Consider the following 16,541-nt stretch of genomic DNA (forward strand, 5'->3'; position numbering starts at 1 on the left):
GGCTAATCTACAAGAGTCTGGCTCATGCGGGAAAATGATTCATTTTGATACACCCATTCATGCGATGAATACCGGGCTGCCAGCTGCATGCCGCTAGTCGGTGGATTCAATCAGGCTGCGCATCAAGCCACGCAGCCACAGCAGCGCCGGGTTGCTGTCCTGCACCGGATGCCAGATGCAGTTGAGGTGATAGCCAGGCAACTCCTCCGGCAGCGCCACCATCTTCAGCGGCCAGTAGCCTGCCATCATCGCCGCCACTTTCTTGGGCAGGATGAACAGGTGGTCGGTATGGCTGACAATGGCCGCCGCCGCCATATAGCTCTGGCTGTGTACCGAAATCTTGCGCTGCAAGCCGCGCGCGGCCAGAAAGTCATCCATCGGCGAGCCCAGATTGCCCAGCGGCGCATGGAAGACATGCGGCAAGGCAATCAGGTCGGCCAGGGTCAGCCGGTCGCTGCAAAAAGGGTGGCCGGCGCGCAAGATGCCGATCAAGGGCTCGTTCAGCCAGGTTTCCCGGCACAGATAGCCGGGAATCTTCATGTATTCGTCAAAACCCAGCAGAAAGTCGATTTCCCCGTCGGCCAGCGCCAGTTCCGGAATCTCTTCCCGCAGGATGGTGATGTCGATATGGACATTGGGCGCTTCCACCGCCAGCTTTTTCACCAGCGGCGGAATCAGCACGCATTCCACGTAATCCGTGGTGCACAGGGTGAAGCGGCGCGTCGAAGTAGCCGGGTCGAATGCTTCGGGCTGGCTGAAGTGGCTTTGCAACAGGCTGAGCGCCTGATGCACGCCCTGTTGCAGGTAGAGCGCCTTTTGCGTGGGCTGCATGCCGTGTGGCGAGCGCACCAGCAGCGGGTCGTTGAAGAATGCCCGCAAGCGGTTGAGCGAATGACTCATCGCCGGCTGGCTGACAAACAGTTTCTCCGCCGCCCGCGTGACGCTGCGCAGACTGACCAGGGCATCCAGCGCCAGCAGCAGGTTCAGATCCAGCTGATGCAATTTCACATCATTCACCGTATTTATGAAAGTATTCGTATTGTTCATTTGCTGAATAGTTTGCCTCTCCCTAGACTGCGTCTGTCAATCACTTCCTCGTGCATGGCAGACAAAACCGGCTGACTTGTCGCACCGCCGGACTGCACTGCAGCTGCACGATGTCTTGAATACTTCCGATGGCATCAATCATTGCATGGTGATTTCAATGAACAGCACAACGCACACTAGCCTGCCTGCCGCCGACGGCTTTCACATGCCGGCCGAATGGGCCCCGCAACAAGCGGTATGGATGATCTGGCCGCAGCGCCCGGATAACTGGCGCCATGCCGGACGCAAGGCACAGCAGACTTTTGCCGCCATCGCCAAGGCCATTGCCGCAGCCACCCCGGTGTTCATGGCCGTGCCGCAAGAATGCATGGCCGCAGCCCGTGCCGTGATGCCCGCCGAAGTGACGCTGGTGGAAATGAATAGCGATGACTGCTGGATGCGCGACAGCGGCCCCACCGTGGTCATCGACCAGGCTGGCCAGGTACGCGGCGTGGACTGGCAGTTCAATGCCTGGGGCGGTTTCAACGGTGGCCTGTATCACCCGTGGGACCAGGACAGCGCAGTGGCCAGCCAGGTATTGGCCCACCATGGCTTGGACCGCTACGCCGCGCCGCTGGTACTGGAAGGCGGTTCGATCCATGTCGACGGTGAAGGCACGCTGATGACCACCGCCGAGTGCCTGCTCAACCCCAACCGCAATCCGCATTTGTCCAAACAGCAGATTGAGGCCTTGCTGACCGAATACCTGAACGTCAGCCATTTCATCTGGCTGCCCGAAGGCGTGTTCATGGATGAAACCGACGGCCATATCGACAATATGTGCTGTTTTGCCCGCCCGGGTGAGGTGATCCTGCACTGGGTGGACGATGAAAACGACCCGCAATACCCGCGTTCGCAGGCCGCCTATGAAGTGCTGTCGCAAGCGCGCGATGCCAAGGGCCGCCAGTTGAAAATCCACAAGATGCTGTCGCCGGGCCCCTTGTACTACACCGCAGAAGAAACCGCCGGCGTGGTAGCCAGCGGTCAGGCCGTCCCGCGTGAAGTGGGCGAGCGCATGGCGGCTTCCTATGTGAATTTCCTGATCAGCAACGGCCAGATCATCTTCCCGCTGCTGGACGAGCGCACTGATGCCGCGGCCGCCAGCCGCCTGCAGGAAATCTTCCCGGAATACCGCATTGTCGGCGTACCGGCGCGTGAAGTGCTGCTGGGCGGTGGCAACATCCACTGCATCACCCAGCAGATTCCGGCAGGCAAGGCGAGCTAAGCACTTCTCTCCACTGAATCCGGCACCACAAAAGCCAGGCCTTGCGCCTGGCTTTTTCATTTGCCAGGCCTTGCCCGTGAACGCTCCAGCACAAAGGCATAGTCTGTTTGCATTATTGTCCCCGGCCACGCAATCCTCTTAACATCAAACCATACCTGATTGATGGCCAATGCCTGTGCGCCACAGCCGCCTTGCCATCAGCTCCGTCACCTGCACCGCACTGGACAGCGGGCAATCCGGCACAGACCGGCCAAGGGCATGACGGTTTCACTCCAGGCATGGGACACGACAGATGAAAAGCTTTCACAGCATCAGCGCCGGGCTGATCACCGCCAGCATTGCCATTTCCGTCAACGCAGCCTTTTCCGACCTGCTGGGCAACGCCCTGCATGCTGCGGCGTTGCGGCCACTGCTGTTCACCCTGATGATGGCATCCTGCTGCCTGGCCATGCTGCTGCTTGCCGCTAACAGCAGGCTGAAACTGGCCATTCCCGGACTGGATGAACCGGCCATGGTCATCCTGTCCGCCCTGGTTACCGCCAGCAGCCTGCATCTGCTGGGCCGTCCATGGTCGACCGGGCAGGTGCTGTCCACCTTGCTGTGCATCAACGCCCTGACCGCCCTGCTGACCGGCGCCGCTTTCTTGCTGGCCGCCCGTTTGCGTGCAGGACAGCTGGCCCGCTGCCTGCCTTATCCGGTACTGGCTGCCTTCATGGCCAGCAGCGGCCTGCTGCTGATTGTGTTCGGCCTGAGCATAGCCGCCGGGCACAGCCTGTCGCTGACCCAGCCTGCCAGCTGGCAGTTGGACGGCGGCCAGGCAATGCAACTGGGCTGGGGAGTGGGCTTTGGCGTCCTGCTGTTGCTGTGCATGCGCAAGATGGATCACCCTGCCACCCTGACTGCACTGTTGCTGCTGGCCTGCCTGTTCGGGCCGACGTCAGCCACAGCGCTGCAGCAGTCATCCGCCCCCCTGTGGCCCAGCCTGGAACTTCCGCTATGGCAGGAAGTGCTGTCCGCACTGCCTACTGCCCTGGCCGCCGCGCTGATGGCCATGCTGGGTAGCACCAGCAACATCATGGCGCTGGATCAGGCGCAGCAGGCACGGGCAGATCTGAATCAGGAAATGCGGGTCAACGGCCTGGCCTGCCTGGCCTCTGCATTGTGCGCCACCCCCCCGGTCAGCATCATGCTGTCCGACAGCCTGCTGGCGGGCCGCATGGGTGCCCGGCGCTGGCCGCTGGCCATCTGCTTTGTCACTTGCTGCCTGCTGGCCATCTGGCAGCAACAATGGATGCTGGGCCTGATCCAGCCTTATGTGCTGGGCGGGGTATTAATGTATTTCGGAGTGGAACTGCTGAGCCACTGGCTGCAACGCTGGCCGGCGCTGGCACGGGCAGAGCGCGGTATTTTACTGAGCACCATGCTCACCTTTCTGGCCATGAATGTGCTTGCCGGCATCGTGGTGGGTCTGGTGCTGTCTGCCTGGCAGTTCTGCTATCGCGCCAGTCAGCAAAACCCCTTGCAGGACATCCGCCTGCAGCCTGCCGATACCGGCAGCCAGCAGCCCGCGGTATTGACGGCCGAGCTGTGCGGCCCCTTGTACTTCGGTTCGGCCAGCCGCCTGCACGACCAGTTGCAAGCTGCCATCGCGGCACAGTTGTCCCGTGGCGATCAGGTACAGCTGTGCCTGCGCCAGGCCAGCCTGGACAGTTCGGCCATGCAGACGCTGCACCGCCTGCACCAATGGTGCGATGAACATGGCTACCGTCTGCAATTGCTGTGCCAGGACGGAGCGACTGCCAGCCAGTTGCAACAATGGGGCATGTCGGCCAGCTGCGCCCATCCCGCAGCACATTCGCCCCGACCGGTGGCGGCACGACAACGCCGTGCCGGGCCTGCCGGAGCAGTCCAGCCGGCACAGCCGCGCTTCATCCACTTCATGCAAACCGGGCGCGAATAAGCCGTCAGCAATTTCTTCTACATCCCCCCTCGCACCACGCCAGCATCAGCACCATCTGGCTGCCAACCGGTTAAAAACGGTAAACCAGTCCCGGCCCCGCCAGCCATCCGAGGGCTGGGCCGCCCGTGTGACGGGCCTTTCCTGCCATCCCGGGCCGCCGGCAGCATTTCATGCTAAAATTCGCGCTTTACAAATGCGGGCTGCCCGGTAATATTTTGGCTTCGCCAAACTCGGGCAAGCGGCTGCCTGATCCCTGTCAGCCACCACATGCTTGCATATGAACACCCCGCTTAGCCCCCCGAAGATGCACTCATGAAATGGAACTCCGGCCGGCTATGGCTACGAATTGCCGTCTACGGCAGCGGCTCAGTCATTGCGCTGTTCGTACTGATACAGGCCCTCATTTTCTGGCAGTTTGATGAAGCCGCCGTGCGCAAGACCCTCAGCAGCGCACTGAATGACACCGGACGACAGGTCGCGGTGGAAGGCAAGATCACGCCGCTGTTATTCCCGTCTCCGGGCCTGAGCATTCACCAGTTGAACATCAGCGAACCTGGCAGCAAGCAAAGCTTTGCCCGGGTGGAACAGCTGGATGTCTATCTGTCATGGATTCCGCTACTTACCGGCAACCGCGAAATCAAGGCGCTGGAAATGCATGGCGTCACCGCCAGCATTGCCCGTGGTGCCGATGGCCGGCTGTCCATCATGGACCTGCTGCTGCATCGCTCCCCCGGCACCGTCAGCATGAAGCTGGACCGCCTGCTCGTCCGTGAAGGTACCTTGCTGTATACCGATCACAGCAGCGGGACCGAACAGAAACTGGATACCGTCAGCCTGGACGCCGACGACCTGCGCAGTGGCGCCAGCCTGACTGCCGCTGCCATTCTCAGCAATGGCAAGCGCCCCATCCGCCTGGCGGTCAGCACCCCGCTCACCATTCAGGATGATCAGGTCAGCCTGGAAAAGCTGGACGCCGTGGCCATTTCCGAAGTACCCGGCCTTGGCGAAAGCAAGTTTGCCGCCACCGGCCAGTACAAACTCAACTTTGCTACCTTGCAGACTTCCGGCAAGGACCTCAGCTTCCGCTTCAGCAGCGAGCGGCCCAGCAGCCAGCTGGAACTCAAGGTGCCCGAGCTCAATGCCAGCTTCAACGAAGTCAGCATTCCCACCGGCCGTCTGAGTGGCAAGCTGAGTTATGCCCACAGCCAGTACCAGCTGGACGCGGGCCTGGACAACCTGAAACTGACCGAAGGCGGCATGGCTGCCGACAAGGTGAATGGCAATTTCAACTGGCAAGCCGGTGATACCCGTCTCAACTTCAAGCTGGATGCTCCGCTGGCGCTGATGGGCATGAAGCAGCTGCGCATGCAGCCCCTGAACATGACCGCCACCGTCACCACCCCGCTGCTGCCGCGCGGCAAGCTGGTGTCCAGCATGCAAGGTGCGCTGGATGGTGATCTGGACGAGCCCCGCCTCAACCTGCGCGTGGCAGGCAAGCTGGATGGCTCGGACCTGTCGGTCACCGTCAGCCAGTTTGGCCTGATGAAACCACGGCATGAAGTCACGCTGTCGGTGGGCAAGCTGGACCTGAACCGCTATCTGCCCGAGAGCAAGGGCGATCCGGTGGCCATTTTCCAGGACGGCAAGCCGATTCCGCTGGACTGGCTGGACTACTTCGACCTGACCGGCAAAGTGGCCGTCGGCGAACTGGCCATGGGCCGCTTCCGCATGAACAACCTCAACGCCAGCGTGCGCATCAACCCGCGCGAACTGGAGCTGGACCAGATGTCCGCCGACATCTACCAGGGCCGCTTGCAAGGCGACATGCTGCTGGCGCGCCGCGATACACCGCATCTGGAAGTCAAGCAGACACTGAAGGACATGAACATCCGCCCGCTGCTGGTGGACCTGCTCAACTTCAACCGGCTGGATGGCAAGGGCAATGGCAAGATCGACGTGACTGCGGATGGCAAGTCCTTCCTCGAACTGCGCAACACCCTGACCGGCAATGTGGAAACCAGCCTGAACAAGGGCGCGCTGACCGGTATCGACCTGGTAGCCGCACTGAAGAACCTGCCGGCAGAGCTGAAGGAATGGAACTCCCCGGCGCAGGCCGACCAGAAAACCACCTTCTCCACCCTGTCCGCCGCCTTCCGCCTGGACAAGGGCGTGGCACGCAGTCAGAACATGCAGCTGGCCTCGCAACTGGTGAATGTCAAAGGCGCTGGCAAGGTGGACCTGACGCAGAATATTGTGGACTACACCATGGATGTGCAGGCCAATCCGCAAGAATTCAGCCGCCTGAAGGGCGTCAACGTGCCACTCAAGATTACCGGCCCGCTCAATGCGCCGGTTTACGCGCTGGACTTCAACGCCATGGTGAAGGGCAAGAAGACCGAAGGTGAAAAGCAGCAGGCGCTGAAGCAGGAACTGAAAAAGCAGATCACCACCATTCTGCCCTGAACCCCGTTCAGTCAGCCAAAGCAAAAGGCCGTGTCGGTGACACGGCCTTTGTCATGCCATACCTTGCATCAGCTCTGCAAGATCACCCCTGCAGGATACGGCTTTCAGCCAGGGCCAGTTGCTCCGGCGTCCCCAGCACCACCAGCACGTCATTGGCGGCGATTTCAAAGCTGTCGTCAAAATCCAGCCGGCGAATACTGTTGCGGCGGATGGCCTTGACCTCCACCCCCAGCGCCTGCAGCTGCAAGGCCCCCAGCGGATGGCCGATGGCATGCGCGCCAGGGCAGGCCTGAATGCTCAGCAAGCGCGGCACCAGGGCCTCGTCCAGCCCCTCGCCATCATCACTGGTACCGCGAAAGAAGCCACGGAACAGGTTATAGCGTTCTTCACGTACCGAACGGATACGGCGCAATACCCGGTTCAGCGGCACCCCCAGCACCATCAGCGCTTGCGAGGCCAGCATCAGGCTGCCCTCCATCACCTCGGCCACCACTTCATCCGCCCCTGCCTTGCGCAACTGGTCGATATCGCTGTCGTCCACCGTACGCACGATCACCGGCAGATCAGGCCGCGCAGACTGTACGGTATGCAGGATGCGCAGCGCCGCATGGGTATCGGCAAAGGTCACCACCACCACCTTGGCGCGCATCAGGCCACCGGCCACCAGCACTTCTTTCTTGCCGGCATCGCCAAACACCACCGGGTCGCCAGCCTCGCCAGCCTCACGTACCCGTTCCGGGTCCATGTCCAGCGCAAAGAAGGGAATGTCTTCCGTCTCAAGCAAACGGGCCAGCGCCTGACCGCTACGGCCATAGCCGCAAATCAGCACATGGTCGGACTTGCCCATGCTTTCCACCAGCAAGTGGTGCAGGTTCAGCGCCTGCATCATCCAGTCCTGCTTTACCAGGCGCCGGGTGATGGCTTCGCCGTGCATGATCATGAAGGGTGCCACCAGCATGGACAGCAGGATGGCGGCAATGGCGGCCTGCTCGGTGCTTTCGGCAATCAGGCCCAGGTTGCCGGACAAGGCCAGCAGCACAAAGCCGAACTCACCACCCTGCGCCAGGGCGAGGCCGGCACGCATGGAGTGATTGGGCTGGTGACGCAGCAGCCGCCCCAGTACAAACACGATGCCCAGCTTGGCCAGCAGCAGCAAACCCAGCATCAGCGCCACTTCGCCAAAGCGCTGGTACAGGATGGGCAATTGCAGGCGCATGCCGACGGTCACAAAGAAAAAGCCCAGCAGAATATCGCGGAAAGGCTTGATGTCCTCTTCCACCTGATAGCGGTATTCGGTTTCGGAAATCAGCATGCCGGCCACAAAGGCACCCAGTGCCAGCGACAGGCCGGACAACTCGGTCAGCCAGGCCACCCCAAGGGTGATCAGCAAGACGTTGATCATGAACAGCTCGCCCGAGCGCTGTCTGGCCACCAGATGAAACCAGGGGCGCATCAGGCGCTGGCCGAAAAACAGCAGCAAGGCCATCACCGCCACCACTTTCACCGCAGCCAGGCCCAGGTCCATCCACAGGGTTTCACTGCCACCGGCAAAGGCAGGCAGCAGAATCAGCAGCGGCACCACGGCAATGTCCTGAAACAGCAGCACACCGATGGCCAGTTGTCCGTGCTGCAGGTTCAGCTCCAGCCGCTCGGTCAGCAATTTGCTGACAATGGCGGTGGATGACATGGCCAGCGCGCCCCCCACGGCAAAGCCGGACAGTGCAGAGCCGGTCAGCCAGCCCATCACCACGGCAATCAGTAGCAAGGTCACCACCACCTGCGCCAGGCCAAGGCCGAATACCAGATGGCGCATGGCCCGCAGCTTGGGCAGGGAGAACTCCAGCCCGATGGAGAACATCATGAACACGATGCCGATTTCACCCAGGAACTGCGTTTCCTCGCCTTCCGGAATCACGCTGGCCACACCGGGTCCGGCCAGGAAACCCACCACCAGGTAGCCCAGCATAGGCGGTACGCGCAAGCTGCGACACAAGGTAACGGACAACACGGCAGCCAGCAAAACCAGCACAATCGGGGCGAGCGAATGCATGAACGCAACCATCTCCTGTGAAAAAGCGGGAAATAAAGCCATGACAAGCAGCACGGCACAAGGCAATGATCAAGCGCCCCGACCATCCGGCAAGCGCATGGTCAGGAACAAAAAGGCAGGCAGGTGCATCACGCCATGACAGGGCAAAATCACACGCCAAGCAAAAGATGCACCAGCTTCTGCCTCCGACGATTATAACCTTTGATATACTTTCCCCTATGGAAAAAGCGCAAACAAGCTCCCGGCTCGATCTGGCACGTGAAGTGCTGCAGACCGAGGCGGATGCAATTCTGGCCCTGTCAGGCCGCCTGAACGGCGATTTTCTGCGCGCCGTGGATGCCATTCTGGCCTGCCGTGGCCGCATTGTGGTAACAGGCATGGGCAAGTCCGGCCATGTCGGACGCAAGATCGCCGCCACGCTGGCCAGCACCGGCAGCCCGGCCTTTTTTGTTCACCCGGCCGAAGCCGCTCACGGCGACCTGGGCATGATTACCGCACAGGATGTGGTCATCGCCCTGTCCAACTCCGGCGAATCCGGTGAAGTGGTTGCCCTGCTGCCCGCGCTCAAGCGCAAGGGGCTGGTGCTGATCGGCATGACCGGCAACCCCGCTTCCTCGCTGGGCCGCGAAGCCGACATCCTGCTGGACACCCAGGTGGAAAAAGAAGCCTGCCCGCTGGGCCTGGCCCCCACCACCAGCACTACGGTGCAGATTGCGCTGGGCGATGCCCTGGCAGTCACCCTGCTGGATGCCCGCCAGTTCGGCCCGGAAGACTTTGCCCTGTCACACCCCGGCGGCAGCCTGGGCCGGCGTCTGCTGGTCCATGTCAAGGACCTGATGCACAGCGGCGACGAACTGCCGCGCGTATTGCCCGGCACGCCGCTGAAAGATGCCTTGCTGGAAATGTCGCACCAGCGCCTGGGCATGGTGGCCATTGCCACGGCGGACAATAACATCAAGGGTATCTATACCGATGGCGACCTGCGCCGCACACTGGAACGCTCCGGCAATATCTACGACCTGCAGATCGACCAGGTGATGAGCCCCGCCCCGCAAACCATCCTGCACAGCAAGCTGGCCACCGAGGCCGTCCACCTGATGGAACAGCGCCGCATCACCAGCCTGCTGGTAGTGGATGCCGACGGCAAGCTGGCCGGCGCCATCCACATGCACGACCTGCTCAAGGCCGGCGTCGTCTAGCCGCCAACAAGGAAGCCCATGCAAGCCATTACCGAACAAGCCCGCAAGATCAAGCTCCTGATCATGGACGTTGACGGCGTCATGACCGATGGCCGCATTTACTACAATGCCCAGGGTGAAGAGAGCAAGTCCTTCTATGTGCAGGACGGCCTGGGCCTCAAGCTGTTGCAATCCACCGGCGTACGGCTGGCCATCATCTCCGGGCGGGCAGACCGCTGCGTGGAACACCGCGCGCAGGCACTGGGCATCGACTTTTACTTCGGTGGCATCCACAACAAGCAGGAAGCCCTGAACCAGTTGCTGCAACAGGCGGATGTCACGCTGGAACAATGCGCCTTCATCGGCGACGACCTGATCGACCTGCCGGTTCTGCGCCGCGTCGGCCTGGCGGTGGCCGTGCCGGCTGCCCCCACCCTGGTACGCCAGCATGCGCACTACGTCACCGGTTTCCCCGGCGGTCAGGGCGCAGTGCGTGAACTGGCCGAGCTGATCATGCAGGCGCAAGGCAATTTTGACGCCATCGTGGCACGGTATCTGGCATGATCCGTTCGCACCGCCTGTTTCCCATCCTGCTGGTGCTGATCACCGGCTTGCTGACCGTCTGGCTGGATGCCGTGTCACGCTGGCAGCCCAGCAAGCACGAGCTGGACCCGAACAAGCCAGAAGTCGTGGCGCAAGGCGTGATGGCCACCCGCTTCGACCCCAAGGGCATGCTGCAGGACAAGATGATTGCCAGCCGCATGTGGCAATACCCGGACCGCACCGAGTCGTATTTCGAATCGCCGGACCTGCAAAGCTACAAGAATGGCGTACTGGCCTACCATGCCATTGGTGAAAGCGGCCGTTACAACAGCAAGACCAAACAGGTACTGTTCGACAAGAAAGTCACGCTGATCCAGCCAGCCACCGCCACGCAACAGGAAACCCGCGTAGTCAGCAGCAATATGCGCATTGACACCGTCAAGCACATTGCCCGCGCCGACACCCTCACGCACTTCTACTATGGCAAGTCCAGCGGCAGTGCCGTGGGCTTCATTTACGAGCAGCAGGCTGGTCAGTTACAGCTGCTGTCCAACGCAAAGGCCACTTATGAAAAATAACTGCCGCCGCTTCATCCGGCTGGCCTGGCTGGCCCTCGGCCTGTGCGCCATCCAGACCGCCCATGCCGAAAAGGCCGACCGGGACAAGCCCATCGAAATCAGTGCCGACCGGGGCAACCTCGACCAGCTCAAGGGCGTCACGGTATGGCAAGGCAATGTCGTCATCATCCAGGGCACACTCAAGCTCAATGCCGACCGCGCCACGGTCACCCAGGACAAACAGGGTAACCAGACCATGCAGGCCACCGGACGCCAGGTCAACTTCCGCCAGAAAATGGACGGCAAGAACGAATGGATCGAAGGCCAGGCCAACCAGCTGGACTACAACACCGTCACCCACGTTGCCGTGCTCACCGGCAATGCCCGCGTCAAGCGCGGCAGTGATCTGGTCATCGGCAATGTCATTACCTACAACACCGAAACCGAAATGTATGAAGTCAGCAGCGGTGCCAGCAGCAACGGCGGCCGCGTGACCGCCATCATCCAGCCCAAGCCCAGAGACAACAGCCCTGCCAAGAAAACGGACGGAAGCACTCCATGAGCGGCCCCAGCATCCTGAAAGTGGAGCGCCTGAAAAAGCGCTTCAAAAAACGTACGGTAGTGAAGGACGTCGCCCTGCAGATCCAGAGCGGGGAAGTGGTCGGCCTGCTTGGCCCCAACGGTGCCGGCAAGACCACCAGCTTTTACATGATCGTCGGACTGATCGGTGCCGATGAAGGCGAAATCACGCTGGATGGCAACAGTATCACCCACCTGCCCATTCATCAGCGCGCCCGCCTTGGACTGGGCTATTTGCCACAGGAAGCTTCCATTTTCCGCAAGATGACGGTGGAAGAAAACATCACGGCGGTGCTGGAAATTGCCGGTTACAAGGGCGACAAACTGGAGCAGGAACTCAGCCTCCTGCTCGACGACCTCAATATCGCCCACCTGCGCGAAAGCAATGCGCTGGCACTGTCCGGTGGCGAGCGCCGCCGGGTGGAAATCGCCCGCGTGCTGGCCACCCGCCCACGCTTCATCCTGCTGGACGAACCGTTTGCCGGGGTAGACCCGATTGCCGTCATCGACATCCAGAAAATCATCACCTTCCTGCAACAGCGTGGCATTGGCGTATTGATTACCGACCACAATGTGCGTGAAACCCTGCGCATCTGCGATCGCGCCTACATCATCAGTGATGGTTCGGTACTGGCTTCCGGCGAGCCGGAAGAACTGGTCAACAACGAGAAAGTGCGCCAGGTTTACCTGGGCGAGCACTTCCACCTGTAAGCCATGAAACAGTCACTACAGCTGCGGGTCTCCCAGCAACTCACCCTCACGCCGCAACTGCAACAGTCCATCAAACTGTTGCAGCTGTCCACGCTCGACCTGCAGGCAGAAGTCGAACGCTTCTTGCTGGACAACCCCATGCTGGAACGCGGCGATGAGCCGCCCTCGCATGACAGCAGCCCGGCAGAAACGCCGGCTGCCCAGGAAGAATCCACCAGCACGGCGTCGGACAGCAGCGATGGTGACAACAGCCAGGACGCCAGCAATGGCGAACTCACCGACTGGGGCAGTGGCAGCCGCCGCAACGACGGGGACGATGAATTCGACCCCATGCTCAACGTACCCTGCCCGGTCAGCCTGCGCGAACACCTGCTGGCGCAGCTGGGTGAACTGACCCTGCCCACCCGCGATCAGGCCATTGTCCAGCTGTTGATCGAAGAACTGGACGACAACGGTTTCCTGACTACCGATCTGGAAGAACTGGCCAGTAATCTGCCGCTGGAACTGGAACTGGAAACCGATGAACTGATGGTCGGGCTGCGCCTGTTACAGCAATTCGACCCTCCCGGCATTGCCGCGCGCAACCTGGCCGAGTCGCTTGGCCTGCAACTGGCCCGTTTGCCCGCCAACGAGCCCGGCCATGCACTGGCACGCCAGATTGTGGCCGAGCACCTGACGCTGCTGGGCAACCGCGACTACACCCGCCTGAAGCGCATTCTGGGCGTGGATGACGAAGCCATCCGCGAGGCACAGCAACTGATCGCCCGGCTGACCCCTCACCCGGCGTCCGGTTTCGGCGGCGAAGACGTGCACTATGTCATCCCGGATGTCACCGTGCGCAAACGGCGTGGTCACTGGGTGGCTGAACTCAATAACGGTGCGGTACCGCGCTTGCGCGTCAACCAGCTGTATGCCCAGATGCTGTCGGAAAACCGCGCTGGCGCAGGCGAACTGACTGGCCGGCTGCAAGAAGCCAAATGGCTGGTCAAGAACATCCAGCAACGATTTGACACCATTCTGAAAGTGTCAGAAGCTATAGTCGAAAGACAGCAAGCGTTCTTTGAACACGGTGAAGTCGCCATGCGGCCGCTTATCCTGCGGGACATCGCAGACGAACTTGGCCTGCATGAATCGACCGTATCACGCGTCACCACGCAGAAATACCTGCTTTGCCCTCGTGGTCTGTTCGAGCTGAAGTATTTCTTTGGCAGTGCACTGGAAACCGACAGCGGCGGCGAATGCTCGGCAACGGCCATCAAGGCGCATATCCGCCGCATGATAGACGGTGAAAACCCGGCCAAGCCACTTTCGGACAGCGCCATTGCCGACGAACTGGGAAAGCAAGGGATTCAGGTTGCAAGACGCACCGTTGCGAAGTATCGTGAAGCTATGCAGATACCGCCGGTCAATCTGCGCAAGGCATTGTGATTCACGCCTTGAAGTATATCCGCTCGCCCGGCCGACCCGACCGGGCAGTCAACACAAGAAGGAGTTAGGGTATGAACCTCAAAGTAACCGGTCTCCACCTCGAAGTAACCCCGGCCATCCGCGAATTCGTGGAAACCAAGCTGGAACGCATCACCCGTCATGTCGATCACGTGATTGACGTTGCTGTCACCCTGTCGGTAGACAAGCTGGTGCACAAGGCGGAAGTGAATGTTCATCTCTCCGGCAAGGATATCCATGTAGAGGCCACCGACTCCGACATGTACGCTGCCATCGACGCGCTGATGGACAAGCTCGATCGCCAGGTACTCAAGCACAAGGAAAAACAAAGCGAACACCGTGCAACAAGCCCACAGGTTCAACAGGAAGCCAGCTTGTAAACATTAAGTATTCGATGCGGGAACCCGGCGGGTTCCCGTTTTTATTTGCTCGGAGCCTTTTTCATTTTGATGAAGGCAACGTAGAATTGGCCAGTTTCTGTAGCCGCGTGCAACCATTCCTATGAGCCTGATTGGCAAAATCCTGACACAGGATCACATCCTCCCGGACCTGGATGTCGCCAGCAAGAAGCGCGTCTTCGAGCAGGTGGGCCTCCTTATCGAAAACACCCACGGCATCGCCCGCAGTGAAATTTTCGACTGCTTGTTTGCCCGGGAAAAACTGGGCTCCACCGGCCTTGGCCAAGGGGTGGCCATTCCGCATGGCCGTGCCAGAGGGCTCAAGGAAGCGGCGGGCGTGTTCATTCGCCTGAAGAACCCGATTCCTTTCGATGCGCCGGATGGCAAGCCGGTACAAAGCCTGTTTGTCCTGCTGGTGCCGGAACAGGCAACCGACCTGCACTTGCAGGTACTCTCGGAACTGGCACAGCTGTTCTCCAGCAAACAGCTGCGTGAACAACTGCTCAGCGCAAGCTCGCGTGCCGATCTGTACCAGCTGCTCACCGGATGGAATACCAACCATGCCTAGCATTACCGTGCGCCGGTTGTATCAGGACAACCAGCAAAAGCTCAACCTGACCTGGGTAGCAGGAACCGGCGGCGCGGACAGCCCCATCGGCAACGATGAACAACGCCCCACCCTGGCCCTGGTCGGCCACCTGAATTTCATTCACCCCAACCGGGTGCAAGTGCTCGGTCTGGCCGAGGTGGACTACCTCAACCGGCTGGAACAATCCGCCGCCAAGACCGCGCTGGACCAACTGTTCCACAAAACCATGTCGGTGGTGATGGTGGCCAATGGCCAGCCAGTGCCCAAACTGCTGCGCGACTACTGCCACACCCACAATGTGCCGCTGATGAGCACGCCGCTGGAAAGCCCCTACCTGATGGATGTGCTGCGCATCTATCTGGCGCGCGCACTGGCGGTTTCCACCGTGTTGCATGGCGTGTTTCTGGATGTGCTGGAAATCGGCGTGCTGATCATGGGCGATTCGGCCATGGGCAAGAGCGAACTGGCGCTGGAACTGATTTCCCGTGGTCACGGCATGGTGGCCGATGATGCGGTGGAACTGTACCGCATCGGCCCGGAAACCCTGGAAGGCCGTTGCCCGCCGCTGCTGCGCGACTTTCTGGAAGTGCGCGGCCTGGGCATCCTGAATATCCGTACCATTTTTGGCGAAACCGCCGTGCGTCCGAAAAAGGTGCTAAAACTGATTATTCACCTGGTCAAGGCCAACGATCAGGCGATGCAAGCCCTGGACCGGCTGAATATCCAGTCGGAAACCCAGGACATCATTGGCGTGACGGTGCGCAAGGTAGTGCTGCCGGTGGCGGCGGGTCGCAACCTTGCGGTGCTGGTTGAAGCGGCTGTGCGCAACTACATCCTGCAACTGCGTGGTATCGACAGTACCCGTGAGTTCATCGAACGCCATACCAACTTCCTCAGAGATCAGGAAAATGCGCCTGATATTGATTAGCGGCCTGTCCGGTTCCGGTAAATCCATCGCTCTGCGCGCACTGGAGGACTCCGGCTTTTACTGTGTGGACAACCTGCCTGCCACCATGCTGCATGAAGCCATGTCGCTTTATGCCGATTATGGCTACCAGCAGATTGCCATCAGCGTGGACACCCGCTCCAGCCCTTCTCTGGGCGCACTGCCTGCCGAGGTGGACAAGCTGCGTCAGCAAGGTGTGGATGTACGCTTGCTGTTTCTCGAGGCCAAGCCGGAAACCCTGGTCAAGCGCTTTTCCGAAACCCGCCGCCGGCACCCACTGTCGGGTAGCGGCTCCACGGTGGAGGAATGTATCCAGCTGGAGCAGGAACTGCTGGCCAGCGTGCAGGAAATGGGTATCCGCATCGACACCAGCGAGTTGTCAGCCAATGCCTTGAAAACGGCCATCAAGCAACTGGTGGAAGCAGACAGCAGCCGGCTCACCATCATTTTCGAATCCTTCGGCTTCAAGCATGGCGTACCGCTGAACGCCGACTTCGTGTTTGACGTCCGCTGCCTGCCCAATCCCTATTACGACTTGGCCTTGCGCCCGTTTACCGGTCGCGACCAACCCATCATCGACTTCTTTGCAGGGCAACCGCTGGTCGCCCAGATGGCCGAAGATATCCGCTGCATGATTCTGAAATGGTTGCCGGAATTCAGCCGGGAAAACCGCAGCTATCTCACCGTGGCCATCGGCTGTACTGGTGGTCAGCATCGCTCTGTCTTTATTGCCGAACAACTGGCCAAGGCCTTTCCGGCCGAACAGGTCCTGTTGCGACATCGCCAGTTGTTTCGTGAATCCTGACCGGT

Annotated in this window: 15 protein-coding genes; 13 read left to right on the forward strand and 2 right to left on the reverse strand. The window is 60.6% G+C overall.

Annotation, left to right across the window (positions count from 1 at the left end):
- Nucleotides 1-93: 93 nt before the first annotated feature.
- Nucleotides 94-1,008 carry a LysR family transcriptional regulator gene (locus tag DKK66_RS03495; protein WP_045845725.1) on the reverse strand — a complete coding sequence of 305 codons (915 nt, stop codon included), beginning with the start codon at nt 1,006-1,008 and terminating at the stop codon, nt 94-96.
- 196 nt (nt 1,009-1,204) lie between these two features.
- Here DKK66_RS03495 and aguA point away from each other — a divergent pair, with 196 nt between their 5' ends.
- The 3 genes from aguA to DKK66_RS03510 all read left to right on the forward strand — a co-directional run bounded on the left by aguA (nt 1,205) and on the right by DKK66_RS03510 (nt 6,734).
- Nucleotides 1,205-2,311 carry an agmatine deiminase gene (aguA, locus tag DKK66_RS03500; RefSeq protein WP_131355564.1) on the forward strand — a complete coding sequence of 369 codons (1,107 nt, stop codon included), beginning with the start codon at nt 1,205-1,207 and terminating at the stop codon, nt 2,309-2,311.
- A gap of 292 nt (nt 2,312-2,603) precedes the next feature.
- On the forward strand, nt 2,604-4,271 hold the full coding sequence (locus tag DKK66_RS03505; RefSeq protein ID WP_131355567.1) for a SulP family inorganic anion transporter: 1,668 nt from the start codon (nt 2,604-2,606) through the stop codon (nt 4,269-4,271).
- A gap of 312 nt (nt 4,272-4,583) precedes the next feature.
- Nucleotides 4,584-6,734, forward strand: a complete 2,151-nt coding sequence (locus tag DKK66_RS03510) for an AsmA family protein (protein ID WP_131355570.1) — start codon at nt 4,584-4,586, stop codon at nt 6,732-6,734.
- Nucleotides 6,735-6,816: 82 nt separating this feature from the next.
- Here DKK66_RS03510 and DKK66_RS03515 read toward each other — a convergent pair whose 3' ends face one another.
- Nucleotides 6,817-8,784 carry a cation:proton antiporter gene (locus DKK66_RS03515; RefSeq protein WP_062788153.1) on the reverse strand — a complete coding sequence of 656 codons (1,968 nt, stop codon included), beginning with the start codon at nt 8,782-8,784 and terminating at the stop codon, nt 6,817-6,819.
- 218 nt (nt 8,785-9,002) lie between these two features.
- On the opposite strand from DKK66_RS03515, the gene DKK66_RS03520 reads away from it, so the two are divergent.
- From DKK66_RS03520 to rapZ, 10 genes are all read left to right on the forward strand, one after another.
- Nucleotides 9,003-9,983, forward strand: a complete 981-nt coding sequence (locus DKK66_RS03520) for a KpsF/GutQ family sugar-phosphate isomerase (RefSeq protein ID WP_131355573.1) — start codon at nt 9,003-9,005, stop codon at nt 9,981-9,983.
- 18 nt (nt 9,984-10,001) lie between these two features.
- Nucleotides 10,002-10,526, forward strand: a complete 525-nt coding sequence (locus DKK66_RS03525; protein ID WP_045845551.1) for an HAD family hydrolase — start codon at nt 10,002-10,004, stop codon at nt 10,524-10,526.
- Nucleotides 10,523-11,083, forward strand: a complete 561-nt coding sequence (gene lptC / locus DKK66_RS03530; RefSeq protein WP_045845550.1) for an LPS export ABC transporter periplasmic protein LptC — start codon at nt 10,523-10,525, stop codon at nt 11,081-11,083. The genes DKK66_RS03525 and lptC overlap by 4 nt, the downstream gene beginning before the upstream one ends.
- Complete coding sequence (lptA, locus tag DKK66_RS03535) at nt 11,073-11,624, forward strand: lipopolysaccharide transport periplasmic protein LptA (protein WP_045845549.1); 552 nt, start codon at nt 11,073-11,075, stop codon at nt 11,622-11,624. Before lptC ends, lptA begins: the two co-directional genes overlap by 11 nt.
- Nucleotides 11,621-12,352 carry an LPS export ABC transporter ATP-binding protein gene (lptB, locus tag DKK66_RS03540; protein WP_045845548.1) on the forward strand — a complete coding sequence of 244 codons (732 nt, stop codon included), beginning with the start codon at nt 11,621-11,623 and terminating at the stop codon, nt 12,350-12,352. Before lptA ends, lptB begins: the two co-directional genes overlap by 4 nt.
- A 3-nt stretch (nt 12,353-12,355) precedes the next feature.
- Complete coding sequence (locus DKK66_RS03545) at nt 12,356-13,780, forward strand: RNA polymerase factor sigma-54 (RefSeq protein ID WP_131355576.1); 1,425 nt, start codon at nt 12,356-12,358, stop codon at nt 13,778-13,780.
- Between the two features lie 71 nt (nt 13,781-13,851).
- On the forward strand, nt 13,852-14,178 hold the full coding sequence (hpf, locus tag DKK66_RS03550; RefSeq protein WP_045845546.1) for a ribosome hibernation-promoting factor, HPF/YfiA family: 327 nt from the start codon (nt 13,852-13,854) through the stop codon (nt 14,176-14,178).
- Nucleotides 14,179-14,299: 121 nt separating this feature from the next.
- A complete protein-coding gene (ptsN, locus tag DKK66_RS03555) occupies nt 14,300-14,764 on the forward strand; it encodes a PTS IIA-like nitrogen regulatory protein PtsN (protein WP_045845545.1) in 465 nt (154 codons plus the stop codon).
- Nucleotides 14,757-15,713: an HPr(Ser) kinase/phosphatase gene (hprK, locus tag DKK66_RS03560; protein ID WP_045845544.1), complete on the forward strand. Its 957-nt coding sequence runs from the start codon at nt 14,757-14,759 to the stop codon at nt 15,711-15,713. The genes ptsN and hprK overlap by 8 nt, the downstream gene beginning before the upstream one ends.
- Nucleotides 15,694-16,536 carry an RNase adapter RapZ gene (gene rapZ / locus DKK66_RS03565; RefSeq protein ID WP_045845543.1) on the forward strand — a complete coding sequence of 281 codons (843 nt, stop codon included), beginning with the start codon at nt 15,694-15,696 and terminating at the stop codon, nt 16,534-16,536. The genes hprK and rapZ overlap by 20 nt, the downstream gene beginning before the upstream one ends.
- The last annotated feature ends 5 nt before the right edge of the window (nt 16,537-16,541 follow it).

The organism is Aquitalea sp. USM4 (assembly GCF_004328945.1).
Taxonomy (GTDB): domain Bacteria; phylum Pseudomonadota; class Gammaproteobacteria; order Burkholderiales; family Chromobacteriaceae; genus Aquitalea; species Aquitalea pelogenes.